Origin of the sequence: Nocardia sp. NPDC051833 (assembly GCF_040681225.1) — a bacterium.
Classification (GTDB): domain Bacteria; phylum Actinomycetota; class Actinomycetes; order Mycobacteriales; family Mycobacteriaceae; genus Nocardia.
The window spans coordinates 257981-283213 of record NZ_JBFAYK010000001.1 but is presented as its reverse complement, the minus strand read 5'-3'; the positions used below and the strand labels follow the sequence as shown (position 1 = coordinate 283213).

20 protein-coding genes and 1 pseudogene are annotated in these 25233 nt (G+C 67.6%); 14 read left to right on the top strand and 7 right to left on the bottom strand.

The window, feature by feature from the left end; all coding sequences use genetic code 11:
• Positions 1–21 precede the first annotated feature (21 nt).
• From AB0L91_RS01340 to AB0L91_RS01325, 4 genes are all read left to right on the top strand, one after another.
• Positions 22–864, top strand: coding sequence for an SDR family oxidoreductase (locus AB0L91_RS01340; protein WP_365006837.1), 843 nt, complete (start codon positions 22–24; stop codon positions 862–864).
• Positions 861–2303: a cytochrome P450 gene (locus AB0L91_RS01335; protein WP_365006836.1), complete on the top strand. Its 1443-nt coding sequence runs from the start codon at positions 861–863 to the stop codon at positions 2301–2303. Before AB0L91_RS01340 ends, AB0L91_RS01335 begins: the two co-directional genes overlap by 4 nt.
• Positions 2303–3217 carry an oxygenase MpaB family protein gene (locus AB0L91_RS01330; RefSeq protein ID WP_365006835.1) on the top strand — a complete coding sequence of 305 codons (915 nt, stop codon included), beginning with the start codon at positions 2303–2305 and terminating at the stop codon, positions 3215–3217. The genes AB0L91_RS01335 and AB0L91_RS01330 overlap by 1 nt, the downstream gene beginning before the upstream one ends.
• A gap of 504 nt (positions 3218–3721) precedes the next feature.
• Positions 3722–5131, top strand: coding sequence for a toll/interleukin-1 receptor domain-containing protein (locus AB0L91_RS01325; protein ID WP_365006834.1), 1410 nt, complete (start codon positions 3722–3724; stop codon positions 5129–5131).
• A 259-nt stretch (positions 5132–5390) separates the two neighbouring features.
• On the opposite strand, the gene AB0L91_RS01320 is transcribed toward AB0L91_RS01325, so the two are convergent.
• From AB0L91_RS01320 to AB0L91_RS01310, 3 genes and pseudogenes are all read right to left on the bottom strand, one after another.
• A complete protein-coding gene (locus tag AB0L91_RS01320) occupies positions 5391–5966 on the bottom strand; it encodes a pentapeptide repeat-containing protein (RefSeq protein WP_365006833.1) in 576 nt (191 codons plus the stop codon).
• Between the two features lie 203 nt (positions 5967–6169).
• A pseudogene (locus tag AB0L91_RS01315) lies at positions 6170–6520 on the bottom strand (hypothetical protein); the annotation flags it as partial.
• Between the two features lie 608 nt (positions 6521–7128).
• Complete coding sequence (locus AB0L91_RS01310; RefSeq protein ID WP_357344811.1) at positions 7129–7998, bottom strand: phytanoyl-CoA dioxygenase family protein; 870 nt, start codon at positions 7996–7998, stop codon at positions 7129–7131.
• Between the two features lie 460 nt (positions 7999–8458).
• Here AB0L91_RS01310 and AB0L91_RS01305 point away from each other — a divergent pair, with 460 nt between their 5' ends.
• Positions 8459–9889: an FAD-dependent oxidoreductase gene (locus AB0L91_RS01305; RefSeq protein WP_357344813.1), complete on the top strand. Its 1431-nt coding sequence runs from the start codon at positions 8459–8461 to the stop codon at positions 9887–9889.
• Positions 9890–10021: 132 nt separating this feature from the next.
• Here AB0L91_RS01305 and AB0L91_RS01300 read toward each other — a convergent pair whose 3' ends face one another.
• Positions 10022–11206 carry a saccharopine dehydrogenase NADP-binding domain-containing protein gene (locus AB0L91_RS01300; RefSeq protein WP_357344814.1) on the bottom strand — a complete coding sequence of 395 codons (1185 nt, stop codon included), beginning with the start codon at positions 11204–11206 and terminating at the stop codon, positions 10022–10024.
• Positions 11196–11657: an acyl-CoA thioesterase gene (locus tag AB0L91_RS01295; protein WP_357344816.1), complete on the bottom strand. Its 462-nt coding sequence runs from the start codon at positions 11655–11657 to the stop codon at positions 11196–11198. The genes AB0L91_RS01300 and AB0L91_RS01295 overlap by 11 nt, the downstream gene beginning before the upstream one ends.
• Positions 11658–11699: 42 nt before the next feature.
• On the opposite strand from AB0L91_RS01295, the gene AB0L91_RS01290 reads away from it, so the two are divergent.
• From AB0L91_RS01290 to AB0L91_RS01275, 4 genes are read left to right on the top strand one after another with little or no spacing between them, the layout of a single operon-like run.
• Entirely contained in the window at positions 11700–13331 is a 1632-nt protein-coding gene (locus tag AB0L91_RS01290) for an AMP-binding protein (protein WP_357344818.1), read from the top strand.
• A complete protein-coding gene (locus AB0L91_RS01285; protein ID WP_357344820.1) occupies positions 13328–14902 on the top strand; it encodes a carboxyl transferase domain-containing protein in 1575 nt (524 codons plus the stop codon). Before AB0L91_RS01290 ends, AB0L91_RS01285 begins: the two co-directional genes overlap by 4 nt.
• A 49-nt stretch (positions 14903–14951) precedes the next feature.
• Positions 14952–15167, top strand: coding sequence for a biotin/lipoyl-binding carrier protein (locus AB0L91_RS01280; protein WP_357344822.1), 216 nt, complete (start codon positions 14952–14954; stop codon positions 15165–15167).
• A 4-nt stretch (positions 15168–15171) separates the two neighbouring features.
• Positions 15172–16545, top strand: a complete 1374-nt coding sequence (locus AB0L91_RS01275; RefSeq protein WP_357344824.1) for an acetyl-CoA carboxylase biotin carboxylase subunit — start codon at positions 15172–15174, stop codon at positions 16543–16545.
• 210 nt (positions 16546–16755) lie between these two features.
• On the opposite strand, the gene AB0L91_RS01270 is transcribed toward AB0L91_RS01275, so the two are convergent.
• Positions 16756–17385 (bottom strand): TetR family transcriptional regulator C-terminal domain-containing protein, encoded by a 630-nt coding sequence (locus AB0L91_RS01270; protein WP_357344826.1) that lies wholly within the window; start codon positions 17383–17385, stop codon positions 16756–16758.
• Between the two features lie 54 nt (positions 17386–17439).
• On the opposite strand from AB0L91_RS01270, the gene AB0L91_RS01265 reads away from it, so the two are divergent.
• The 5 genes from AB0L91_RS01265 to AB0L91_RS01245 all read left to right on the top strand — a co-directional run bounded on the left by AB0L91_RS01265 (position 17440) and on the right by AB0L91_RS01245 (position 23742).
• Complete coding sequence (locus AB0L91_RS01265) at positions 17440–19077, top strand: GMC family oxidoreductase (protein WP_357344828.1); 1638 nt, start codon at positions 17440–17442, stop codon at positions 19075–19077.
• On the top strand, positions 19074–19502 hold the full coding sequence (locus AB0L91_RS01260; protein ID WP_357344830.1) for a hypothetical protein: 429 nt from the start codon (positions 19074–19076) through the stop codon (positions 19500–19502). Before AB0L91_RS01265 ends, AB0L91_RS01260 begins: the two co-directional genes overlap by 4 nt.
• Positions 19503–19513: 11 nt before the next feature.
• Entirely contained in the window at positions 19514–21004 is a 1491-nt protein-coding gene (locus tag AB0L91_RS01255) for an aldehyde dehydrogenase family protein (RefSeq protein ID WP_357344832.1), read from the top strand.
• 150 nt (positions 21005–21154) lie between these two features.
• A complete protein-coding gene (locus tag AB0L91_RS01250) occupies positions 21155–22702 on the top strand; it encodes an NAD(P)/FAD-dependent oxidoreductase (RefSeq protein ID WP_365006832.1) in 1548 nt (515 codons plus the stop codon).
• Positions 22699–23742, top strand: a complete 1044-nt coding sequence (locus AB0L91_RS01245; protein WP_365006831.1) for an alpha/beta hydrolase — start codon at positions 22699–22701, stop codon at positions 23740–23742. Before AB0L91_RS01250 ends, AB0L91_RS01245 begins: the two co-directional genes overlap by 4 nt.
• Before the next feature lie 94 nt (positions 23743–23836).
• On the opposite strand, the gene AB0L91_RS01240 is transcribed toward AB0L91_RS01245, so the two are convergent.
• Positions 23837–25132: a helix-turn-helix domain-containing protein gene (locus tag AB0L91_RS01240; protein WP_365006830.1), complete on the bottom strand. Its 1296-nt coding sequence runs from the start codon at positions 25130–25132 to the stop codon at positions 23837–23839.
• Between the last annotated feature and the right edge of the window lie 101 nt (positions 25133–25233).

Genomic DNA, 25233 nt, shown 5'->3' with positions numbered 1-25233 from the left:
GGTAGAAGAGAAGGAACAACGATGTCCCTGCTGACGCATTACCCACCAATAGATCTCCGCGGCGCCGTCGTGGCCGTCACCGGCGGTGCCCGCGGCATCGGCCGGGCGACCGCCGCGCTGTTCGCCGCCAGGGGCGCCGCGGTCACGATCGGCGATCTCGACGCCGTGACGGTCGAGACGACCGCGAAGGAAATCGGCAGTCGCGGTGCCGTTCTCGACGTGACCTCGCGCGCCTCGATCGACGACTTCCTGGCCGCGGCCGGGCCGGTCGACATCCTGGTGAACAACGCCGGCATCATGCCGCTGGGCACGTTCCTCGACGAGCCCACCAACATCAGCGCCGCGCAGATCAACGTGAACTTCTGGGGCCCGATCCACGGGATGCAGGCCGCGCTGCCGGGCATGATCGAGCGCGGGCGCGGCCATATCGTCAATGTCGCCTCCCTGGCCGGCAAGATGCCGACCCCCGGTGGGGCGGTCTACTGCGGTACCAAGCACGCGGTGGTGGGTTTGAGCACGTCGGTGCGCGCCGAGGTTGCCGAACACGGCGTGAGTGTCAGCACGGTCATGCCGAGCCTGGTGCACACCGATCTGGGTTCGGGCGCGAGCCTGCCCAGCGCGCTGTCGCTGGAACCCGAGGATGTCGCCCGCGCGATCGTCGACAGCGTCCGCCACCGGCGGGCCGAGGTGGTCCTGCCGCGCTGGCTCGGCGCCGCCGTCGACGTGACCCGGGTACTGCCCGGCGCAGTCGTCGACACGACGCTGCGGGTGGGCGGACTTCGTGACCGCGGGCTCGCGGCAAACGACAGCGCCGAGCGCGCCGAATACCGGCGCCGGCTGGCCGGACAGGCGCAGCGGTCATGATCACAGCACTTGCCCGGCAAGCGGAATCGGTGATCCTCGGCGCTGCCCTGCGCCTGCCCGCCCGGCCCTCCGATCTGGCGCAGCCCCCGGCGGGCAGCGGGCTACTGCCCGTCCGAGGTGACGGTGGGCTGCCGCTGGTCGGCTACTCGCTCAACGTCTTCGACGACCTGCTCGGCATGCAGCGTCTGCTCCACGACCGCTACGGTCCCGTGCACTGGACCAGTGCGTTCGGTACCCGGCTGGTGCTCGCGGTGGGTGAGGAGGCCGCCGGGGAGGTGCTCGCCAACCGCGACCGGACCTTCGCCAGCTCGGGCTGGACTCGGTTCCTGGGACCGTTCTTCCGGCGCGGCATCATCCTGATGGACGCCGAGGAGCACATGTTCCATCGCCGCATCCTGCAGCAGGCCTTCACCCGGCCCCGCCTGGTCGGCTACCTCGCCACCATGAACGAGACCATCGACGAGTCGCTGGCCCGGTGGGAACCCAGCGCCGAATTCATGATGTACCCCACCGCCAAACAGCTCACCCTCGACATCGCGTCCTCGGTGTTCATGGGTGCCCGGCTCGGATCCGAAGCACGGCGGCTGCATCGCGCGTTCACCACGTCCGTCGAGGCCACCTTGGCGATCGTGCGCGCCGACATTCCCGGTGGTCGCTGGCACGCGGGCCTGCGTGGGCGAAAGGTCCTCGAGGAGTACTTCCGTTCCCAGCTGGCCGCCAAGCGCGCCGACCCGGGCACCGACCTGTTCTCGGTGTTGTGCGGGGCCAAAGACGAGACCGGGGCCGAGTTCAGCGACGACGACGTCATCAACCACATGATCTTCCTGCTCATGGCGGCCCACGACACGACGACCACGACCATCGCCATGATGACGTATTTCCTTGCCCAGCGCCCGGGTTGGCAGGAGCGCGTGTGGGCCGAGAGCCTGGCCCTTGGCAAGGACTCCCTCGACTATGACGACCTGGAACAGCTGCCGTCCCTGGATCTGGTGTTCAAGGAGACCCTGCGCATGTGCTCGCCGGTGGGCATGCTCGCCCGCGAAGCCGTGGCCGACACCTCGATTCTCGGCCACTACGTGCCGAAGGGCACTCTGATCGGGTTGGCACTGTCGTCCGGGCACCGGATGGAACCGTGGTGGTCCGACCCCGACCGCTTCGATCCGGAACGATTCGCCCCGGACCGGCGCGAGGACAAACGTCATCGCACCACTTTCGCGCCGTTCGGTGGCGGTGCCCACAAGTGCATCGGCATGTATTTCGGTGGGATGGAAGCCAAGACGATCCTGCACAAGATGCTGCTGCGGTACGCGTGGAGTGTGCCCCGCGGCTACCAGCCCCGCATCGGTTTCGGCACCGGCCCCTACCCGGTCGACAACTTGCCGATCCGGCTGGCGCGCCGCGCGAGCGGCGCGCACAACCACTCCCGGCGGAGTGCGTGATGACCGAGCAACCTACCCACACCTCCTATCGCGAGCTGGTCCGCGACGCGGAACCGATGGTGGTGGACGAGCAGCACATCGACTCCGCGCCACGGCTCGGCCCCGACTCGCTGATCTGGAAGTTCTACGGCGACTACCGAGTTCAGCTGTTCGGCTTCCAGCGGCTGGCCGGCACCGAGAACGCGGTCGCCGAGCTCGCGCAGGGGGTCACCGACCATTCGATCATCTTCGGTGACTTCCTCGGCCGCGCCATGCGCACCGCGCCCCCGGTGCTGAAGGCCGTCTACAGCGACGAGCCCTACACGTGGGGGAACACGGTCCGCGACTTCCACAAGAACATCAAGGGGGAGATGCCCGACGGCTCGCGCTATCACGCCCTCAACCCCGAGCTGTTCTATTGGGCGCATGCGACGTTCGTCGACCAGATCCTCTACTGCACAGACACTTTCGTGCGCAAGCTGTCCTACGAGGAGAAGGCCCAGATCTTCGAGGAGAGCAAGATCTGGTACCGGCACTACGGGGTCAGCGCCCGCAGCCAGCCGCAGACCTACGACGAGTTCGTCGCGTACTGGGACGGCATGCTCGACCGCTTCGCACCCAACAAGACGCTGACCTACGCGACCGGATACATCCGCAAGGGTGTGCCCGGACCCTCGTCGGTACCGTCGCCGATCTGGACCGTGCTGGCCGCGCCGCTGAACGGTTACATCCGCACGATGATCGTCGGAACGTTGCCACCGCAACTGCGCGCGGTCTGCGCGCTGGACTGGGACGAGCGCCGCGAGCGCCGATTCCAGCGTGCCGCGGCCACGGTTCGCGCACTCGACCCGCTCCTCAGCCGATTGCCGACCCGGATCCGGTACGCCCCGTGGGCGGCCGAGGGCTGGCAGCGTGTCCGCAAGACGCGGACCTGACCCGAAAGCGTTTCCATGCCTGTTCCGTCAACGCTGACGTTCGAACGGCTGCGCGCTCTGATCGCGATCGGCGAGCCGGCCGCACGACAGACCGCCACGGCAACCTTTCCGGCACTGACGTTCCTCGCAGAGGCGAAGGCCAGCACACCACCGCACCGGACTCGTCGGTGATCACACCGTCGTTCGGCAATTCCGCGACAAGGCCGCGACTCACGTCGGTGAAGTCGCGGTCGTTGTCGAAGTCGAAATACGAGCGTGCTGCCTGCCCTATCGAGCGTGTCTGCTCCGTAGCACCGCGCGCGTGCGTCGTCATACTGGCCCTCCACCCAGGATCGCCAACCGGCCGATACCGCCGACTCTGCCAAGGCGACAATCCGACAACCTCACCCGCAACGGGGGAAACCACTCCGGGAACCACGGCATCGCCCGCAAATCTCCTATCCGAACAAGTCCGGCCCAGCCATACTCTCGTAGTGCCCGTTCCGGGCAGACCTGGGAGGTGAAGTGGTCACGATCGAATCGGCAGCGCGACGTCCCGGGATGGTGTTTTTGAGCTACCGGCGCGAGGACACCCAACACGTCGCAGGCAGACTCTTCGACCGGCTCACAGATAGGTTCGGCGATGATCGAGTCTTCATGGACATCGACTCGATCGAACCCGGTGTCGATTTCACCGAGGTCGTAGCCGACGCGATCGGCCGTTGCACTGTACTGCTGGCGCTGATCGGACAACGCTGGGCGACAGTCACCAACACGCAAGGGCAGCGTCGACTCGATACCCCCGGCGATCTCGTCGCTGCAGAGATCGCTGCAGCGCTGTCCCGCAACATTCGGGTGATATCGGTGCTCGTCGACGGCGCCGCGATGCCGAGCCAGGCACACCTGCCGCCCGCGCTGCAGACCCTGGCCTTTCGCAACGCCGTTCACCTGCGCCACGAAACCTTCCGCGCAGACACGACTAGGCTGCTGGACACCCTGGAGAAGGCGTTCCAGCCACCATCCCACGGCCCGACCTCCACCGGCCGGCCACCTGCCGCGACTCCAGCCCGATCGAACGAGAACCGCACCACGCGCTCGACCGGCACGGAACCGGCCACCTCTGCCCGACGATCGAGTTCGCAGATCCACCCCAACGCGCCGGATCGCCAGCACCCGGAATGGGCGCCGCTCCGGCGCGACGAGGGCCGCTCGGCCAGATTGACAGTGACGTTGCGGGCGGATCGATCGATCACCTACACCTTCACCGTCAGAACCGGATTGGATGGGAAACTCCATGCGAAGGTGGACGGCACCAAACGGCCTGACCTCAGGCGTGAGCTGAGGCTGGCGCCGCACTACCGCACTCGGCTCCACTACGACGTTCGAGTCGACGGCACTATGTTTCGGTTGGTCGCCGACCGCGGCGAGATGAAGAACCCGTCGGGCATGTTCCGGCAGCTGTTACTGATCGCCGATGGACGCGAGGTCTACAACGACTTCCACATCACGGATCGGCGTCGCTGGCCCACTGCCGGACGGCCGCTGCCGTCGCAGGGCCTGGCTGTCGCGGAGGCATTGTGGCAGTTCGGGATCTACCCGGGGATCGACACCTTTCCCGAGATCTCGGCCAGCCGGGAGTCCATGGCACGCACGTATCTGGGAATCCCCGCTCAGGAGGCGATCTTGTGTCTGGTCGACCGCTCGCCGGCGCTGGACGGCAGTGAGTGCGCGGCATTCACCGAGCGCGGTGTGTACGACGTGTTCGCCAAGGCTGTGCGGTTCAAGGAATACGAGGAAATGCCGCGGTGGACTGTCCCTGGCGTGGGGCACCCTGCTCCACCCACCATCACTTTCGGTGGTACAAGGGTCACTCCGCAGATCGTTGACGAGATGTTCGACGCGATTTTGTCGCGGTTGCCGGGTACTCGGGGCTGACCATCGGCTCGGACCCTTGTTCGATCCCGCCAGTGTCCTCGGATACATTGGGCCAGAATCGATCCGGAGTGCGAGGTGCGACCGGCCACACCGAAGCGGCGACTGATCATGGGAACCCTGTGCATGTGCGATCAGCCGCCGCGGTGCGGCTCCCGGATCGTTCTTGACGCATGAGCCACGCCAACACCCCCCAACTCCGGACGAGTCGCCAACGGCCAGCCCGCATACCCTCGACCCAGCTCGGTGCGGTCGAGAGGGATCAATTCTCGACCGCTGTGCGGTCGCGTACGCGTGGGGAGTTCATGGTGCTCGCGACGGGCGGCCATTTTCGTGGTTCGACATTGTTCGGCTTCCCGACGCCATCATTGCCCCAATCGAACACCGGCGGCGGCGGACCCCACTGCCGCGGCCGGGTGAAGGCTATTCGCCCCGAGCCGAAGTCGGCAGCTACGAAACTGGATATGCCCGCGAACGTCGCCTCTTCGAACGTGGCGTTGGTGGTGAACGTCGCATCGTGGAACGTGGCGTTGCCGGTGAAGGTCGCCCCGTCGAACTTGGCGAAGCTGGTGAACGTCGCTCCGTCGAACGTCGCGTCGCCGGTGAACGTCGTCCCGTCGAACTTGGCGAAGCCGATGAACGTCGCCTCTTCGAACCTGGCGTCGCTGGTGAAGATCACCTTGGTGAACCAGCCATCGCTGAACGTCGCCCGGTCGAATGTGGCGTCACTGAACGTCGCCTCCTGAAACACGGACAGCCCGGTATACGTCGCTTCTTCGAAGGTGGCGTCGGCGGTGAACGTCGCCTTGTTGAACGTGGAGCTGCTGGTGAACGCCACCTTGTCGAAGATCGCGTCACCGTTGAACATCGCCCCGTCGAAGGAGGCGACGCGGGTGAACGTCGCCTTACTGAAGTTTGCGGCGCTGGTGAAGGTCGCCTCGTCGAAGGTGGTGAAGCCGGTGAACGTCGCGTCTTCGAAATGGCGCTACGGGTGAATGTCGCGCCTTCGAACGTCGCGGCACCGGTGAACGTTGTCTCGGCGAACCTCGCGGCGCCGGAGAATGCCGCACGGCTCAAGTCGACGTCTTCGAGGTGAGCGGTGCGGAAGTCGAAGTCGCTTGCCGACCAACTGTATTCGGCCTCCGGTCGCAGACGATCGGCAATCACTCGCACGATGGTCTTCCGGACCTCGCTGTCATTCTGCCGATACTCGATGTGTTCCTCGGTTTCCCCACGAACTCGCCCGTGCTCGACGCGGGGCGCCTTGACCACGAACTTGGTCCGGCCACTGGCGCCGTGCTCGGCGTCATAGGGCAGGCGCAGGTAGCCACAGAGGACATCGATGCACTGTTGGCGGCGTAGGCCCTCGGATTCGTCGGCGGCGCCGGCCATCGCGTACACCCCGGCGATTCGGACGGCGACGTCGGTCGCCCCGAGCTGGGCCGCCGCGGCGCCGAAGCGCTCCACGAACCGGCCCTGCTCGAGATCACGCTGGCGTCTGTAGGCGATCACCAGCGCGACCACACCACCCACACCCGCCACAACCGTCAACGCCATCCTGGTCACGTCGATCTCGGCCGCGGCCTTGGCCTCATCGACAGGCGTAATCCAGCGAAGGAGCCCGTAGGCAGCGAACGCCACGACCAGTCCGGCGACCAGCATGAGCCCAACCGCGGCGAACAATCGGATCCGACCTGTGCGGCGACTCAGTGCCGCCCGGTCCATTCGCGAACGCAGCGCGGTCGACTTCATCCGCGCTCGTGCGCCAGCGGCGCGCACCCATTCGAGCATCGCTTGATTGTGCTGGAAACCGTGCCCTACTTCGACAAACGCCACGGGAGTGTTGCGGTGTCGTCGAGGCGTGGTTCGGTCACGCGGGACTGCCCGAATAGGACCGGAGCCGGTGAGGGCTCGGTCGAGGCGCGGGTGGCTGGTCAGACATGGCGTTCCATGTTTGACCAGCCATTTTTCGTGCAGAATGCGTGCCGCTCGGGGACCGCTCAGAGCCCCAGGTAGTCCGAGAGCTCGTGGTAGTCGCTCATCCACAAACCCGCGGTGCCCTTCGGGTACTGCGAGCGGAAGCCGATCAGGCTCTGCACCCGCGGCGACAGCGTGCGCGCCGTCTCCATGGAGACGAGGAATGGGTAGGCCTCCTCGCCGGTGAGGATGCTGGGGGAGAGGCCGATGCTGAGCGCCCGGCGGTAGAAGTCGGTGGTCACGTTCGCGCCGCCGCCGTGCGCCAGTTTGGAGCTGAAGAGCAGGACGTCGCCGGCGTTCATGGTGGCGGGGATGGTCTGCTCGGGTGTGCCTCGGTCCTCGTAGTCCGGCCAGGTGTGGCTGCCCGGGATCACGCGGGTGGCGCCGTTCTCCTCGGTGAACTCGGTCAGCGCGAAGAAGAAGTTCACGCCGGTCTCCGGGCCGGCCGGTCCCAGGCTCAGGAATGGGTACCAGTTCTCGAGGTCGCGGTGCAGCGGCTGCGCGGCGTTGCCCGGACCGATCTCGATCACCTGGCCGGTCACCATCCAGTAACTGCCGGCCTCCTCGAGGAAGATGCCGTCGCTCAGCGCGTGGAGCACGTCGTCGTCGATGATCTCCTTCCGGAAGGTCTCGCTGTGGGTGATCATGTTGGTCAACCGCTTGGTGTTGGCGCCGAAGAAGACCTGCATCCCGTCGTCGTCGACCCGCGACCCGGGACGGATGGCCTGCAGCGAGGGCTCGATGTCGGTATTGAGTCGAGCTACCTGGTCGGCCGTCAGGAAGCGCTCGATGATCACCGCGCCGTCCGCTGCGAGGATCCCGAGGATCTCGCTGATCGGAGCGTTGCGGTCGGCCCTCCGAAGGGTTGCGCCGGTCGTCGTTTCTTCAGCCACGGTGTCCATCCGATCTGTTCGAAGTGTCCCGACGGGTTGTCCCCGCCCACGAAGGCGTCACTGCGGACGATGTGACGCTGATCTCTAGACTCACCGCCTCGTGCGTGACGATCCACGCACATGCGCACCAGCTCCTCGGGCCGAGCTGTGCGGCATGCACACCGCGGGTCGCCGACGCTGATACCGGCCCCGGATGCGACGGCACTCGAGCGGCACCGGTGGCCGTGAACTGTCGGCCGAGCGCGCTGCGGCGCTGAGGGGAGCCGGCCGAAGTGCTTCCGAACCGGTACACCGAGTGTGAATTCCGGGTCTTGGGCCGAGCACCCTGGGCGGCTCGGTTATCGGCAGGTGAATTGTGCACCACCGGCGGTTCGCACCTTGTGGGGGTTGTAGTAGAGCGTCAGTGACCTCGGTCACGAAGCTGGACTACGACATCCGGACAGTGCTGTAGGAGGACCCCATGGAATACGAGAACGCGATGGTCGATGTGATCGTTGTCGGTGCAGGCCTTTCGGGGCTGGTCGCCGCGCGACGTCTCGATCAGGCGGGTATCACGTCTCTGCGAGTCCTCGAAGCACGGGACAGAGTCGGCGGGCGCACCAAGACCCATCAACTCGTCAACGGTCGATTCGCCGAAGAAGGCGGCCAGCTCGTCGGACCGGAGTACAAGCGGCTCATCGCACTGGGAGACGAGCTCGGGGTGGCGACCTGGCCGCACCATGAGCACGGCAAGTCGGTCTTCGAGCGGCGCGGTCGCGTCATCCGGTTCGACGGCTCGATGCCGTGGTCGGCGGACCCCGTGGGGTCGGCGGACTTCATGCAGTCGTTGATTCGGCTCGACCGCTGGTGCAAGCGCTGTCCGGACGGCGACGACGCGCTCGCGACGCCCGAAGCCGCGGCACTGGATGCCCGCACGTTCGCGTCGTGGGTGAACCGCACCACCAAGACCGCGACGGCACGCACGCTGTGGGCCATCATCGGTGCCCTGACACTGGGAGCCCAGCCGGGTGACCTGTCGTTGTTCTACGTTCTGCGCCACATCCGCGCGATCGGCGGCGTGGAAGCCTTGCTCGCCTCCCTGTCGGGCGGCTCCGAGCGTTCGTTCACCGGCGGTTCGGCCGAGCTGAGCATCAGAATGGCCGCCGAACTCGGCGACCGGCTCGTCCTCGGCGTGCCGACGCTCGCGATCCGGCAGTTCGACGACCATGTCGAGGTCGACACCGCGGGCGTCACCCACCGTGCCCGCCGCGTGGTGATCGCGATGAGCCCGGCCGATCGCACCGCGATCAGTATCGATCCCCAGCTCCCGTTGCCGCAGCGGAACCTGGGCGAGCGGCTGGCGATGGCGCACGCCTTCAAGGTCCACGTGGTCTATTCGGAGCCCTTCTGGCGCCGCAAGGGTCTCAGTGGCGCGAGCATGAGCGACTCCGCGCCGCTCATGCTGACCTTCGACGACACCGCGCCCGGCGAAAAAGAGGGTGTCCTGGTCGGTTTCGCGCGCGGGGACGGCGGACGCAGTGCCGATCTGCCCGACCCCATGCCTGCCGACCCGGCCCGTCGTCGAGCGGCGGTCCTGGCTGGTTTGGCCAGGGCGTTCGGCGAGGAGGCGCTGAACCCGGTCGAGTACCACGAGATGAACTGGACCGAAGAGCGCTGGACGACGGGGTGCGTGCCGATCTGGTCGCCCGGGCTCGTCACCACGTGCGGGCCGGGCTCGGTCGCGGTGGCCGGTCGGGTGCACTTCGCGGGCTCGGAGACCTCGCCCGTCTGGACCGGTTCGATGGAAGGCGCGGTGATCGCCGGTGAACGAGCGGCCGCCGAGGTGGCGGCGGCGTCCGCCGCCGAGCTCGCCGACCGCCGAGTTTCGGGGGTTGCGACGCCGGTCGTGTGACGAAGACTTTCGACCCGCCCAGTTCGGCATGAGCGCTGGGCGGGTCCGACAGTTGCAGCGACTTCAGGGTTTCCGCATGGACGACAAAAGGGGTGGCACCGGATCGCGGTGCCACCCCTTTGCAGCGGTCGGTCAGGCGGTGATCTCCTCGACCACGACCTCCACGACCCCGTCCGGATGTTCCTCGGCGGAGCCATGCCGGGCGTACTGCGCCAGGTCGTCGAAGAAGGTGGCGGCGTCGATGACCTCGGGCCCGTGCACACCCGGCCGGTCGACCTCACCGCGCGCGGCCATGAGGGTCGCCACGGCCAGCGGGATACCGGTCATCGTGCCCATGCTGTCGTCGGGGACCACGAGCGGCCGGGCGCCGACGCGGATTCGTTTGCCGCCCTTGGTGCCTTCGGCGAGAGCGAAGAGCACCGGCAGCGACGGCGCGGGCCCCGCCGCCGACCCCATGGTGTTCGGCTCCAGCACCAGCGCTCGGCCCGCCCCGGCGACATCGAGTTCACCGGAGTGCACCCGGCCCGCGGTGCGGATCAGCGCCTCCATCAGCAGCGGACGTGAGGTCATGAGGTTGAGCGACTCCCGCACGCCGTCGCGGGACCGGGGGAGGGTCAGCGGCTCGGGGTGACCACACACCCAGACCGATGCCGCACCCCGCCCCGGGTAGCTGATCGTGCGCTCCTCGAGCGGCTGTCCGTCGGCGAGCCCGCCGTCGCGCCAGACCTTGATCGTCGCGGTGCAGTTGTGCATCCAGTGTTCGATCGCGGCGGAGGACTGCACACCGGTGTCGACCTCGGCACGCTGGAACCCGGAGGCCCGCCACGAGGTGTAGACCGTCTCCACCTCGTCGCACTCGTTCATCGCGAGGACGCCGAGGAGATTGCTGATACCGGGGCTCGCGCCGACGCCGATCACGGCCGTGATGCCCGCCGCGCGTGCCTCCGCGTCGAGGTCGAGCATGTCCAGGGTCGGCTCGAAGTCGTCACAGATGTCGAGGTAGTGCGTGTGTGTCGCGATCGCGGCGCGCAGGACCAGCGGGCCGAAGCGGTAGAACGGCCCCGTCGTGTTGAGCACGAAGTCGACACCGGTGAGTGCGTCGGTGAGGGCCGCGGCGTCGGAGATGTCCAGCGCGAGGGGAGTCGCACCGGCGCCGAGCTCGTCGGCCAACGCCTTGGCGGCCTGCTCGTTTCGGTCGGCGATGAGTACTTCGGCGACCTCGTCGGCGCCGACGAGCGCTCGACAGGCGTGTGCGCCCATCTCGCCGGCGCCGCCGGTGACCAGGATTCGCTTTCCGGTGGTGTGTTCAGCGGTCATCGTGACTCTCGGTCTCCTGTGTGTCGGCGGGGGTCGGCCCCGCGGCGGGTGGTGGGGGATCGGTGTCGAGGTCGGCGGTGAGCGCAACGCGCTCGTCCGCCGTGAACGGGCGTGCGGTGCGGGCCAGGGCATCCCACGCCACGAGGGTCGCCTCGGAGCGATTGCAGACGGTGCCTTCGGCATCGAGGAGCAGCTCGGCGAGGTCGACGCTCGATCGGCCGACGCGCACCGGCTGGATCACGACCTGCAGTGGGCCGGTCTCCTCGAGGATCTCCTTGCGGTACTGCATGCGATGCGCGGCCACGACATAGGCGGGGTGGCGAGTGTGCCAGCGGTCGCGCAGGTACTCGACGCGCGCTTGCTCGAAGGCCTTGGTGTAGGCGGCGGCGGTCAGATGGCCCAGGTAGTCGAAGTCGTACGACCACGGATGCACCGTCGTCGTCCAGCTCATGGCGCAATCACGATCATGGCATCTCCAGGTTGTCCTTGACAGATGTTGTTTCCCTATCGTTTTATATCAAGTGTCCCAAATAAGAAACCCCCAATCCATTCGAGGAGGGATCTCGTCGTGAATGAGGTCAGCAGGCTTCGACCACCCGCGGTCGATCACGTCAGTCCGGTTGACGACCTGCTGCGCGCAGTCGCGAGCGACCCCGCCCGTCCGCTACTGCGGTCGCATCACGAGATCCTCACGGTGGGCGAGCTGGCCGACCGTGCCCGCCGCGTGGCAGCGGCACTCACCCGTCGTGGCGTGTCCGCGGGGGATCGGGTCGCGCTGGTCAGCGGAAACTCGATCGACCGGGTCGTGTGGATGTTCGGCATCTGGTGGGTCGGCGCGGTCGAGGTGTCGGTGAATGTCGAGCTCCGGGGTCCGATGCTGGCCCACGTCCTGACCGACTCCGACCCCAGCCTCATCGCCTGTCAGGACGATCTGCTGGAACGGGTCCGCGAGGCCACGATCAGGGATGTCCTGCCCATGACCGAACTGCCGGTGGAGCCGGTCGGCGAAGCCGCGCGCGAAGACCTCGACGCCGCTCAGCGGCGCTTCGGCCCCGGTGAGCTCGCGACGATCCTCTACACCTCGGGAACGACGGGCCCGGCCAAGGGGGTGATGCTCCCCCGCGCGTACTTCTCCACCCTCGCCGCGCACGTGTGGATCGACCGGCTCGGTCTCCGGGCCGATGACATCGGCTACTTCCCGCTCCCGTTCTTCCACGTGGACTTCCACGTCCAGCTCACGGCGTGCCTGCAGTCCGGCGGCTCGATGGCCTTCCGGGAGCGGTTCTCGGCCTCGGAGTACTTCGCCGACGTCCGGCGGTTCGACGCGAGCTGGGCCACGGGAGTCGGCGCGATGCTGTCGATCCTCGCCCAGGGCACGCTGCCCGAGCCGGGTACGCACCGCCTGACGCGATTGATCGGAGCACCGGTGCCGGAGATCGCCTACGAGATGTTCGAGGATCGTCTCGGAATTCCCGTCCTCACCCTGTTCGGTCAGACCGAATGCGACGGGATCGCCATGGACAGCGTGCACCAGCGACGCCGTGGCGCTGCCGGACACCCGCACGACGCGATCGATGTCGCGGTGGTCGACGACAACGACCGGCCGCTGCCCGCGGGCGAGACGGGGGAGATCGTCTTCCGCCCGCAGAACCCGCATATGGCCGCCCTCGGCTATTGGGGACGGCCCGAAGCGACCGCCGAGGCGTGGCGCAACCTGTGGTTCCACACCGGCGATTCCGGGCACGTCGATGCCGAGGGGTTCCTGTACTTCGACGGGCGCCGGACCGACAGCTTCCGCCGCCGCGGCGAGAACATCTCGGTGTGGGAGCTCGAACACAGCCTCAACACCGCCGCCGGTGTCCGCGAATGTGTCGCCATCGCGGTTCGCGACGAGCACGGTGGCGAGGACGAGATCAAGGTCTTCGTCGTCCCGGACGGGGAGTCGGTGGTGCTCGCGGACTTCATCGAGCACTGCCGCACCGTGCTACCCCGATTCGCCATGCCGAGATACCTCACCGTCACCGACGGCTCCGAGTTCGTCCGCAGCGCGGGGACCGGCGTCGTTCAGAAACACCTGCTCTCCCGCGACATCACGTCGCCCGACGTCATGGAAGTGCCCCGATGACCACACCTGGTGGATTCAACTGGCCGGACGCCCTGGCCCAACTCGACCGTCGGCGCGCCCTGTCCCGCGAACTCGGCGGCGAGCGCCGGGTCACCCGGCAGAAGGCGCAGGGCCGGAACACGATTCGGGAACGGATCGCGGCCATCTCCGAGAGCTTCAGCGAGATCGGTGAATTCGCCGTCTTCGAGGAACGCGACGCGCTGGGCAACCGGCTCGGAACCCTCCCCGCGAGCTACGTCTGCGGCCTGGCGAAGGTGGACGGCAGGCACGTGGCTCTGGGCGGGGAGGATTTCACCGTGCGTGCCGGCGCCCCGCAGAGCTATCTCGACCGGATGAAAGGCGGGATGGGTGGGTTCGTCGAGGACCTCGCCCACGAGTACAAGATCCCGCTGCTGTTGTTCGTGGAGGGCATCGGTGGGGATGTCGCGGCGCAGGAGGAGAAGGGGCACGCCTACCTCACCAGTTCCATGAGCTGGGCACGATCGTTCGAGCTCCTCGACGAAGTGCCGGTGCTGACGATGCTGAGCGGTGCCGCCGTCGGTGCCAGTGCGGCGCGCGCCGTGGCCAGCCACTTCTCGGTGATGACCAAGGACTCCGTGATCTTCGCCGGTGGCCCGCCGTTGGTCCGGCGCGCACTCGGCCTCGACATCGACAAGAACGAACTGGGCGGTGGACCCGCCGCGACCGGCTCGGGCACCGTCGACAATCTCGCGCGCGACGAGGACGACGCGATCGCGCAGATGCGCGCGGTACTGAGCTACCTGCCCCAGAACATCTGGGAGCTTCCGCAGCGCACGTCGTGCGACGATCCCGTCGATCGCCGTGCGCCGGAGCTCCTCGAGATCATCCCGGAGAACCGCAGGCAGGCGTATCGCGCGGCACGGGTGGTCAAGGCCGTGGTCGACGAGGGGTCGTTCTTCGAGATCGGCGCCCGGTGGGGAAAGAGCCTGGTCACCGGTCTCGCCCGGATGAACGGGATGCCGATCGGTGTCCTGGCCAGCAACCCGCAGCACCTCGGCGGGGCCATGGACTCCGCCGCCGCCGAGAAGCAGGTGCGGCTGATCAATCTCTGCAACACCTTCCACCTGCCGGTCCTCTATTTCGTCGATGTCCCCGGCTTCATGGTCGGCCCGCAGGCCGAGCGGGCCAACGTCATGCGATGGGGCGTGCGCGCGATCCGGTCGGTGGTCGAGGCGACCGTCCCCATCATCACGGTGCAGGTCCGAAAGGCGTATGGCCTGGCAGTGTCGGCGACGGCCAATCCCGACCGGCTGGGACTGCGGCTGGCCTGGCCCAGCGGCGAGTGGGGCGACCTTCCGATCGAGGGCGGTGTCGAGGCCGCCTACCGGCGCGAGATCGAGGCGGCCGAGGATCCTGCCCGGATGCGGGCGGAGATCGAGGCGCGCATGGGTTCGCTCGTCGATCCGTGGCGCACCGTCGAGGCGTTCGGCGTGGAGCACATGATCGACCCCCGCGAGACCCGCGAAGTCGTGGCCGCGTTCCTCGAAGGCAGTCAGGGAGCACTGGCCGCGGCCGTGAGCCAGGCACGCGGGCCACTGCGCCGTCACTGATGACCATCACCCGGCGCGAAATCCGCACCATCGGAAAGGAAGAACAACCATGATCGAGATCGCAGCCGACTGTGCGGCGACAGTGTGGAAGGTCGTCGTAGCGCAAGGCGACCGGGTCGGGGAGGGTGATGTGCTGCTCATCCTCGAGTCGATGAAGATGGAGATCCCGGTCGAGGCCGAGGACGACGGTGTCGTCGCGGAGGTTCACGTCCAGGTCGGCTCCGTCGTCTCCGACGGCGATGTTCTCGTGACGCTGGAGGGCTGAGGTCGTGTTCGACAAGGTCCTCATCGCCAATCGCGGCGAGATCGCCGTGCGCGTCATCACGACGTTGCGGCGGCTCGGCATCGCCAGCGTCGCCGTTCACTCCGACGTCGACGCGGACAGCCTGCACGTGCGCCTGGCCGACGAAGCGGTGCCGATCGGTGCGGCACCGGTGTCGGAGAGCTATCTCCGCATCGATCGCATCATCGAGGCGGCGCTCGCCACCGGCGCCCAGGCCGTCCATCCCGGCTACGGGCTGCTGTCGGAGAACCCCGACTTCGCTCGCGCGTGCACGTCGGCGGGTTTGGTGTTCATCGGCCCGAGTCCGGAGTCGATGGAGATGATGTCGTCGAAGATCCGGGCACGAGAAACCGTGGCGGCCGCCGGTGTCCCGGTCGTCCCCGGCTACACCGAGCCGGTGGTTCCCGGTCCCGAGGCGTTCGCGATGGCGGAAGCCATCGGCTATCCCGTTGCCGTCAAAGCCGCGAGTGGCGGTGGCGGCAAGGGATTCCGGGTGGCCTATGGCCCCGACGAGCTCGTTGCCGCGATGGAGGGCGCGTCGGGGGAAGGTGAGCGTTTCTTCGGGGACGCCACCGTGTATCTCGAGCGCTACCTCGAGGACCCGCGCCACGTCGAGGTGCAGATCATCGCCGACACCCACGGCACCACGCTGCACCTGTTCGAACGCGACTGCTCGATCCAGCGGCGACACCAGAAACTGATCGAGGAGGCGCCCTGCCCCGTGCTCACCGACGCGCAGCGCCAGCGCCTCGGTGAGATCGCCGTGCTCGCGGCGAAGGCCGCGAACTACCACTCCGTCGGCACCGTCGAGGGCCTGCTCGTCGGCGACGACTTCTACTTCCTGGAGATGAACACCCGCATCCAGGTCGAGCACCCGGTCACCGAACTCGTCACGGGCCTGGACCTGGTCGCGGAACAGATCCGCATCGCCGCGGGCGAGCCACTGTCCTTCGCGCAGTCCGACGTGCGGATCACCGGCCACGCGATCGAGTGCCGGATCAACGCGGAGTCGGCCGCCAAGGGCTTCCGGCCCGGCCCCGGCCGGATCGACCGCTTCGTCGTCCCGGCCGGCGACGGCGTCCGAGTCGACAGCGGTGTCGTCGACGGCGACACCGTGCATCCCTACTACGACCCGATGATCGCCAAGGTGATCACCTGGGGCGAGGATCGCCGCGCCGCCACCGACGCGATGCGCAAGGCGCTCGACGAGACCGCGGTATCGGGTATCCCGACGCTGATCCCGTTCCACCGTGCCCTGCTCGCGAGCCCGGAGTGGGAGAACGCCGGCACCTGCCGTGAGCTGATCGAGGACCGGGCGTGGTTGAGGTCCACGGACTCCTGGGGCGACGGGCGCGAGTGACGGTGCACTCTGCACCGGCCGGCGACCACGGACACACCAGATCTGTGTGGCGCGCGCCATAGGCGCTGGCGAATTATTGCTACCGGGCCGGTGATCGGTCCCACGGATCTAGCGCAGGAGCGACACCATGACCGGCATACTCGTTGCCATCGCGACGCGGTGGCCGGCGGGCTCCGCCTCGACGGGTACGCCGGCCCCGGTGTGTGAGGCTCACTGATGGGTGGCGTCGAGGGTGCTCATCGCGAGGGCGGCGTCGACCCAGAGCCGTACCGGCGGCGCGGCCGTGGGATCGTCGCCGTCCCAGAGCTTGGAGCCCAGCACCGCGTAGCTGCCGTAGCCGTCGATGAGTGCGACCAGATAGTCGCCGATTTCCCGCGACCGCGCGGTCGGCAGGTCACGGAAAACCAGCGCCGCGTGGACGTGCACCTGAACCGTCGAGCGCCACGACGTGAGGTAGTCGATCATCTCCTGCCCCAGCTTGTCCGGGGAGCTCGCCGCCTCGGCATAGAAGAACAGGGTGATCCGGCCGAACGCGATCGAGGGTCCGTCGAGAGGTATCTGCGCGGTCAGCACCCGAACCAGTCGCTCGATCGGATCCAGCCCGGTCTCCTCGGCGATCGCGGCCAAGCGCTTGCCGGACAGCCGGAACGCCTGACGAAAGGCGAGGCGCAGCAGGTCGTCCCGGCCGCCGACGTAGTGGTTGAGCACTCCGGTGGACCACCCACTGCGCACCGCGACGTCGCGCAGGGTGACCGCTGAGACACCTTCCTCGGCGACGATCGCGAGCACGGCGTCAGCGATCTCGGCACGGCGTTGGTGATGGTCGACGATCTTCGGCATCTCTCTATTCAAACACAAACGATCGATATAAATAACTACCTCTAGGAGCATGTCATGACCACGACCGGCACCTCTGGCAGGAGGGACGACGTCGACGCGCTGATCATCGGCGCGGGTCCGTCCGGCGTCACCACCGCCCGGCTGCTGGCCGAGAGCGGATTCCGGGTCACCGTTCTGGAGCAGGGTGACTGGCCCGACGTCGCCGACTACCCCAGCGAGAAGCTCGAACGCGACCTGCTCGTCGCCTCCCGGTGGAACCCGAATCCGAACCATCGCCGCCGCCCGAGCGACTACCCCGTCGACGACTCCGATTCCGACGTGCACCCGTTGATGTTCAACGGTGTCGGCGGGAGCAGCGTCCTGTTCTGGGCGGAGTGGCCGCGGATGATTCCGTCCGACTTCCGGGTTCGCACCCTGGACGGCATCGCCGACGACTGGCCCATCACCTACGAGGACCTGCAGCCCTACTACGAGGCGATCGACGAGATGATCGGCGCCTCGGGTCTCGATGGCAACACCGCCTACCCGCCGGGCTACGTGCTTCCGCAACCACCGCTGCCCATCGGCCGGATCGGCCGGAAGGCGGCCGAGGGCATGAACAAACTGGGCATCGGATGGTGGCCCGGCACCTCGGCGATCCTGTCGCAGGGCCTCGGTTCGCGCGGGGCCTGTGCTCGCTGGGGGACCTGCGGCAGTGGCTGTCCGGAGGGCGCGAAGGCGTCCTTCGACGTCGCGATGTGGCCGGGTGCGCTCGCAGCGGGCGTCGAACTGGTGGTCGGGGCGCGGGTCAGGGAGATCACCGTCTCCGACCAGGGCTTGGCGACCGGTGCCACCTGGATCGACCGCGAAGGTGTCGAGCGGCATACCTCCGCGCCGGTGGTGATCGTGTGCGCCAACGGAATCGGCACACCGCGTCTGTTGCAGTTGTCCACCTCCTCGCTGTTCCCGGACGGGCTCGCGAACTCGTCGGGCTACGTCGGACGCAATCTGATGATGCATCCGGTGGCGACCGTGCTGGGGGAGTACGAGCAGGACCTCGAACCGTGGATCGGGCCGGAGAGTCATCCGGTCTGGTCGATGCATTTCGCCGAGACCGACACCAGCCGCGGCTTCCATCGCGGCGCCAAATGGACGGCAGTGGTGCATCAGGGGCCGGTGAGCCTGCTCCAGCGGTTCACGGAGCTGCCGCTGGCCGAGCGCAGCGGTCCCGCTGGGCACGCGTTGATCGAGCGCCTGCACGGCCGCTCGTACGAGCTCGCGGCATCGATCGAGGATCTGCCCGTCTTCGACAACCGAGTGACCCTCGATCCCGATCTCGTCGACAGCGACGGTATCCCGGCGCCGAAGATCCACTACCGGATGTCGGACGAGAGCAAGCGTGCCCTCGACTGGCACCTGGACCGGCTCACCGAGGTCCACGAGGCCGCGGGCGCCGTATCCACCAAGCGGGTGGACTTCGGGGGCGAGACCGGGTGGCATCTGCTCGGCACCGCCCGCTGCGGCGACGACCCCGCGACCTCCGTGGTCGACGGCTACGGGCGATCCCACGACGTGCCCAACCTCTACATCTTCGACGGCAGCGTCTTCGTGACGTCATCCGCGGTGAATCCGACGCCGACGATCACCGCGTTCGCACTGCGTGCGGCCGAGCATCTGATCGAGACCGCCGCTGACCAAAGGACTCCGCTGTGATCGATTTCCCCGACGACGAAACGCGTACCGGTGCCGCGCGGATCGCGGACCTGTGGTTCCCCGGAAGCGAGCGTTCGCCCCGGATGACCGCGCTGCCCGGCTACGACGTTCTGCTCGACCGCGCCCTGCGAGTCGACCCCGAACTCTCCGGGGCGTTCCTCCATGTCGCCCAGCTCGCCGCCGGGGTCGACGAGCTGTCGCCGGAGATCGTCGCGGGCTGGCCCGCCGAGATCGTGGAAGCGGCTTTCTATTTCCTCAGCTGCACCTATTACATGGCGCCCGAGGCGCGGCGGGCGGTCGGCTATCCCGGCCAGACGCGGACGCCTTCCGCGGAGGCCACCCCGGACCAGATGGTCGACGACGATCTGCTCGCTCCGGTGCTCGCGCTCGGCCCCACCTACATCCCGACTCCCACCACCGACTGAAGGAACATGCCATGAGTCCCGAAAAGATCCTGGCCGACGCCCAGCAGCGCATCGACGACCTGGCGCCGGTCCACTACATCGGGGGCGCGTTCGTCGCGAGTACGGCCACCTCGACCGTCGAGGTGATCGGTCCCGGCACGGGCACCCGGCTGGGCGTCGCGGCGCGGGGCACCGTGGCCGATGTCGATGCCGCGGTCGCGGCAGCGCGCGCGGCGCTGCCCGGTTGGGCCCGGCTGACGCCGGGCGCGCGCGCCGAGGCGTTGTTCCGGTTCGCCGACGCCATCGATGAGCAGGCCGAGCTGCTGGCGGCGCTCGAAGCACTCAACGTCGGGAAATCGTATGCCTATGCCGCGTACGAGATTCCGTTGATCTCCGACTGCTTCCGGTTCATGGCCGGTGCGGCGCGGACGGCCCAGGCGCCGGCTCCCGGCCAGTACGCCCAGGACCGGCTCTCCTACATCCGCCGCGAGCCGGTCGGCGTGGTCGGTGCCATCACACCATGGAACTTTCCCCTGCTGATGGCGGCCTGGAAGATCGCCCCAGCACTCGCGGCGGGAAACACCATGGTGCTCAAGCCTGCCGAGCTGACCCCGTTCAGCACCCTGATTCTCGCCGAGCTCGCCACCGGCATCCTGCCGCCGGGGGTGCTCAACATCGTCGTCGGCAAGGGCTCGACCGTCGGTGACGCGATGAGCCGTCACGACGACATCGACATGATGGCGCTGACCGGCAGCGTCCGGTCCGGACAGCTGGTCGCGGAGGGCGCCGCGACGACGATCAAACGTGTCCACCTCGAGCTCGGCGGCAAAGCACCCGTCATCGTGTTCCCGGACGCCGATCTGGACGACCTCGTCCCGACCCTGGTGGCCACCGGATACGGCAACGCGGGCCAGGACTGCGGCGCGGCCACCCGGGTGATCTGTCACGAGGACGTCCGCGATCGACTGGTGGCGGCGCTCACCGCGGCGGCGGGCGAGCTCCGCAGCGGGAACGCCGCATCGGGTGCGGAGTTCGAACTGGGTCCGTTGATCAGTGCGCAGCAGCGCGACAGCGTCGCGCACATGGTGGACCGGGCCTGTCGAGACGGCGCCCGCGTCGTGCTCGGGGGCGAGGTACCCGAAGGCCCCGGCTTCTTCTACCCGGCGACGATCCTCGTCGATGTCGCCTTCGGCTCGGAGATGTCCCGCGAAGAGGTCTTCGGCCCGGTGATCTCGGTGGAGACCTTCACCAGCGACACCGAAGCGATCACCAAAGCCAACAGTGTCGATTACGGCCTCGCGGCCTCGGTGTGGACTGCCGATACCGCTCGGGCGCTGCGTTTCACCGAGGAACTGAACTTCGGCTCGGTCTGGGTCAACACGCACCTCAACTTCACCAACGAGATGCCGTGGTCCGGTTTCGGGAAGTCGGGCTACGGGCGGGACAACTCGACCTACGCCCTGGAGGACTACACCAGGACCAAGCACGTGATGCTGCCGATCGGAGCACTGCGCGGCGCCTGATCGCGCTGTGTCCGGCGGTTCGGGGTGGTGCACTCTGCACCGGAATCGGGTCCAGAACACCACGGATCTGTGTGGCATGGGTCATACCCGCTGGCAGACGATGGCAACGGGTCGAAGAACGGCCCGGCAATCCGAAAACAGGAGTTCACCATGGCCCGCAGCAGTGCCCCTCCCGAGTCCGCCGACATCGTCATCATCGGAGCCGGAGTCTCCGGTGTGGGGTCGGCGTGCTACCTCCGGCAGGCCTTTCCCGGCAAGAAGATCGTCGTCCTCGAGGGCCGCGGGCGGATCGGCGGCACCTGGGACCTCTTCCGGTACCCGGGAGTCCGCTCCGATTCCGAACTCCACACCTACGGCTACGAATTCAAGCCGTGGAGTCACGAGCACGCGATCGCCGACGGCCACCTCATCCGCGAGTACCTCGAGGAGACCGCGGCCGAGAACGACATCGACGCCCTGATCCGGTACCACCATCAGGTCGTGTCGGCGGACTGGTCCAGTGCCGAGGGCGTCTGGACGCTGCGGGTCGAGGTCGCGGTCCCGGGGGAGAAGACGCGGACCGTCGCGATCAAGACCAACTGGGTGTACGGAGCCTCCGGGTACTACCGCTACGACGAGGGCCACACGCCGCAGTTCGAGGGTCGCGAGGACTTCGCCGGCGACATCCTGCACCCGCAGTTCTGGCCCGAGGACTACGACTACGCGGGCAAGCGCGTCGTGGTGATCGGCAGTGGCGCGACCGCCATCACCATGGTTCCGGCGATGACGACAGGCCCCGGAGCCGCCGCACACGTCACGATGCTGCAGCGCACTCCCACCTACGTCATGACGCTGCCGCGCGTCGACAAGGTCGCCAAGTTCCTCTACCGGACTCTCGGGCTGGAGCGCGGATACGCCGCGACCCGGATCAAGAACGTGTGGCGCGACTTCCTCTTCGTCGGTTACATGCTCAAGTTCCCGGACTCGGGACGCAAACTGATGCGCCAGCAAACCAGCAAGGCCCTGCCCGACGGCTACGCCGTCGATACCCATTTCAACCCGCCGTACAAGCCGTGGGAACAGCGGCTGTGCATGACACCCGACGGTGACTTCTTCCAGGCGATCAGCGAGGGCAAGGCCTCGGTGGCCACCGATACGATCGATCGCTTCACCGCGACCGGGATCCGGCTGGCCTCGGGGGAGGAGATCCCGGCCGAGGTGATCGTCACCGCCACCGGGCTCAACCTGCGAATGTTCGGCGGCATCCCGCAGACGGTCGACGGGCAGCAGTTCGACATCGGTGACAGCGTCACCTACCGCGGAATGCTGCTGTCCGGCCTGCCGAACTGGTCGTTCGCGTTCGGCTACACGAAGTACTCGTCGTGGACCATGAAGGTCGGCCTGACCGCGCAGTACGTCATTCAGCTGATCAAGCATATGGACGCGCACGGCTACGACAAGGTCGTGCCGGTCGCCGAGCCCGGGATGGCCACCGAGCCGCTGCTCGACCTCAACTCGGGGTACGTCACCCGCACGGCGGACGCCCTGCCCAAGCAGGGCGTGCGACTGCCGTGGCGGATGCTGACCTCCTACCAGGCTGACAAGAAACTGCTGAAGGGCCCGGTCGGCGACGATCGCCTGCGGTTCAGCTCCGCGAACGATCGGCGGGTACCGCCGACGGCGACGCCCGACGCGGCGAGCAAGGTGCGTGTGCCGTGAGCGCCCCGGCCACCACGACCCGCCTCTCGGTCGGCGAGCGCCTGCAGCGACAGCTCGCGATCGGGCTGGCGCGGCTGCCGAAACCGCTGCTCGAGCGCATGGTCGGAACGCACGCCAACTCCGACGGCGAGGTGATGGCGCCCGAGATCGCGATGCTCATGGCCTCCATCGCCAAGGGTCCCGATTTCAGTGATCTGGCGCCGGCGGAAGCCCGTGCCGCCGAGGCCAAGGGCGTCGACGTCTTCGGTGAACGACCCGTGCCCATGCGTGAGGTCGAGGAGCTCGAGCTGCCGGGGGGCCTCGCGGCGACCCGATATCGGGCGGGGAGTTCCGCCGAGGGGCTTGTCGTGTTCTTCCACGGCGGCGGTTTCGTGCTCGGCAGCCGCGCCGCTTACGACGGTCCGCTACGTTTGCTCGCCCGCTGGACGGGCATGGACATCCTGTCCGTGGAGTACCGCTTGGCACCGGAATTCCCCTATCCCGCACCGCACGACGACGCGATGGTCGCATGGGAATTCGCCCTCGCCCACGCCGCCGGGTGGGGCATTCCGCAAGGCCGCGTGGTCGTCGCGGGCGACAGCGCGGGAGCGAACATCGCCGCGGTCCTCGCTCAGCGGGTGCGTGATCCCGAGCGCCGCCCCGCGCTGCAGGTGCTGATCTACCCGGTCACCGACCTGAGCGGATCCCGGCCGTCGAATCGGGAGTTCGCCGACTCACCGGCGCTCACCGCCAAGCAGATCGACTGGTTTCTGAATCACTTCGTGCCGCCGGGCATCGACCGTCGCGATCCCCGGGTTTCGCCACTGTTCGCCGATGACCTGACCGGCGTCGCACCGGCTCTCGTCACCGTCGCCGGCTTCGATCCGCTGCGCGACGACGGGTTGGCCTACGCTGCCAGGCTCGCCGACAGCGGGGTATCGACGGAGCTGATCAGGGAGCCGGGCCTCGTGCACGGCTATCTGGGGTACACGGCGCTGAGCGCGACGAGCCGGGCCGGCGTCGAGCGAATCGGATCGGCGATCCTGCGGGCCTTGGGATGACAACGGCAAGGCAGTGAGGTCCTGGCCGGGCGGTGACACCGCCGCCCGGCCAGGCGTCGACCGCGGTCGCAGCGAAAGGCGCTTCCGCGCTGGACTATTCGCCGGTCTGCAGCTGGACGAGTGCCAGCGCGGTGTCGACGGCGGCCGAATTCTGTGCGAGGGGACGAGGCAGCAGTTCGTCTACCCGGGCGAGGCGGCGATCGATCGTATTGCGGTGCGCGAACAAGCGGTCGGCTGTCTTCGAGATGTTGAACTGTTCGGCGATGTAGACCCGTGCGGTCTCCCGCAACACCGGCTCGGCCGTCGCCAATCCGCCCAGCGTGTCGGCGATGAACTGGCGCGCTTCGGCCAGATCGTTGGTGAGCAGGCAGATGAGCTGCACGTCCTCGAATCGAACCGCGCGACATCGGGACCGGAGACGGGTGAGCAGCCCTTGAGCGGTGGCGGCATCGAGATGGCTGCGCCGGAATCCGTTCACGTCGTGCGCCGGGCGCCCCACCGCGATCCGGACAGTGGGAATCTGTGCCACGATCTCGTCGAGTTCGGTGCGCGACGGCACACGGTTGACCGGCATCCATGTCCACAGCGTCGCGGTGCCCGCGACGAGTGTCAGACGGCGTTGGGCACCCGATGCTCGCATCACCAGCTCGGCGGCCTGCTCGAGGCCCGCGGGCTGATCGAAGGAATCGGCCCAGATGATGGCCGCCAAGTGGTGCCCGGTGAGCGCGTAACCGAGCTGGGCCTCGGCCCGGGGACGCGTGATCGGCGCACCTCGGAGCAGCAGTTGCAGTGTGGCCAGACGTTCCACTTCGGGCCCCTCGTTGAGCTCGGCCCGCGCTTCCTCGATATAGGCGACGATGGTCGACCTGGATTCGTCGAGGGAGTCTCCCAGCGAATTCCCCGAGACCTCGACCAACTCACGCAGCAGGTCCTTGTCGTCGGTGGTGTCGAAACAGAACCTCAACCACGCCGACCAGCCGACCCGCTGCGCCGCGCGCCACGGTCCGATGTCGCTGACATCGAGGCCGCGAAACGCGAGATCGCGCGCGTAGTTCCTGGCGTCGGCGATCATTTCCAGTTTCACCGGGCAGCCTGGATCGTCGATATTGGCCATCAGCCAATGGTTCAGTATCGAGCGGGTGAAGAGGCGATCCACCTCGGAGAGGATCGGGTCCTCGGTCAGTGCACCCGCACCCAGACTTCGCTGGCCGGCCTCCCACATCTCCTGGGCGATCTCGATCGAATGCTCCTGCATCTTGATAGCCGCTGTGCGGAAGAGCTCGCGCACGCGCTGCGAAGGCTGCCGTTGTTCATCATTCTTGGCGTTCACCGTTTGCCTCCCGAACCTTCTCCGAATAGACAGCATATTTCCAGATATGGCGTGAGTCACAGTGCACCTTGCACCGAGAGGACGCCCAGCGCGGTGCCTCTTGGTGTAGGTCGTCGCACAATCCAGCGAGCAAGGTGTCACACACGCCACTCACTCGATTG

What these genes read in the sequence shown, in the direction of transcription:
- AB0L91_RS01330 (WP_365006835.1), top strand. Translation starts at nt 2,303, where the DNA reads ATGACCGAGCAACCTACCCACACCTCCTATCGCGAGCTGGTCCGCGAC.
- AB0L91_RS01255 (WP_357344832.1), top strand. Translation starts at nt 19,514, where the DNA reads ATGAGTCCCGAAAAGATCCTGGCCGACGCCCAGCAGCGCATCGACGAC.
- AB0L91_RS01340 (WP_365006837.1), top strand. Translation starts at nt 22, where the DNA reads ATGTCCCTGCTGACGCATTACCCACCAATAGATCTCCGCGGCGCCGTC.
- AB0L91_RS01295 (WP_357344816.1), bottom strand. Translation starts at nt 11,657, where the DNA reads ATGAGCTGGACGACGACGGTGCATCCGTGGTCGTACGACTTCGACTAC.
- AB0L91_RS01285 (WP_357344820.1), top strand. Translation starts at nt 13,328, where the DNA reads ATGACCACACCTGGTGGATTCAACTGGCCGGACGCCCTGGCCCAACTC.
- AB0L91_RS01335 (WP_365006836.1), top strand. Translation starts at nt 861, where the DNA reads ATGATCACAGCACTTGCCCGGCAAGCGGAATCGGTGATCCTCGGCGCT.
- AB0L91_RS01250 (WP_365006832.1), top strand. Translation starts at nt 21,155, where the DNA reads ATGGCCCGCAGCAGTGCCCCTCCCGAGTCCGCCGACATCGTCATCATC.
- AB0L91_RS01300 (WP_357344814.1), bottom strand. Translation starts at nt 11,206, where the DNA reads ATGACCGCTGAACACACCACCGGAAAGCGAATCCTGGTCACCGGCGGC.
- AB0L91_RS01265 (WP_357344828.1), top strand. Translation starts at nt 17,440, where the DNA reads ATGACCACGACCGGCACCTCTGGCAGGAGGGACGACGTCGACGCGCTG.
- AB0L91_RS01290 (WP_357344818.1), top strand. Translation starts at nt 11,700, where the DNA reads ATGTTGTTTCCCTATCGTTTTATATCAAGTGTCCCAAATAAGAAACCC.
- AB0L91_RS01280 (WP_357344822.1), top strand. Translation starts at nt 14,952, where the DNA reads ATGATCGAGATCGCAGCCGACTGTGCGGCGACAGTGTGGAAGGTCGTC.
- AB0L91_RS01305 (WP_357344813.1), top strand. Translation starts at nt 8,459, where the DNA reads ATGGAATACGAGAACGCGATGGTCGATGTGATCGTTGTCGGTGCAGGC.
- AB0L91_RS01270 (WP_357344826.1), bottom strand. Translation starts at nt 17,385, where the DNA reads ATGCCGAAGATCGTCGACCATCACCAACGCCGTGCCGAGATCGCTGAC.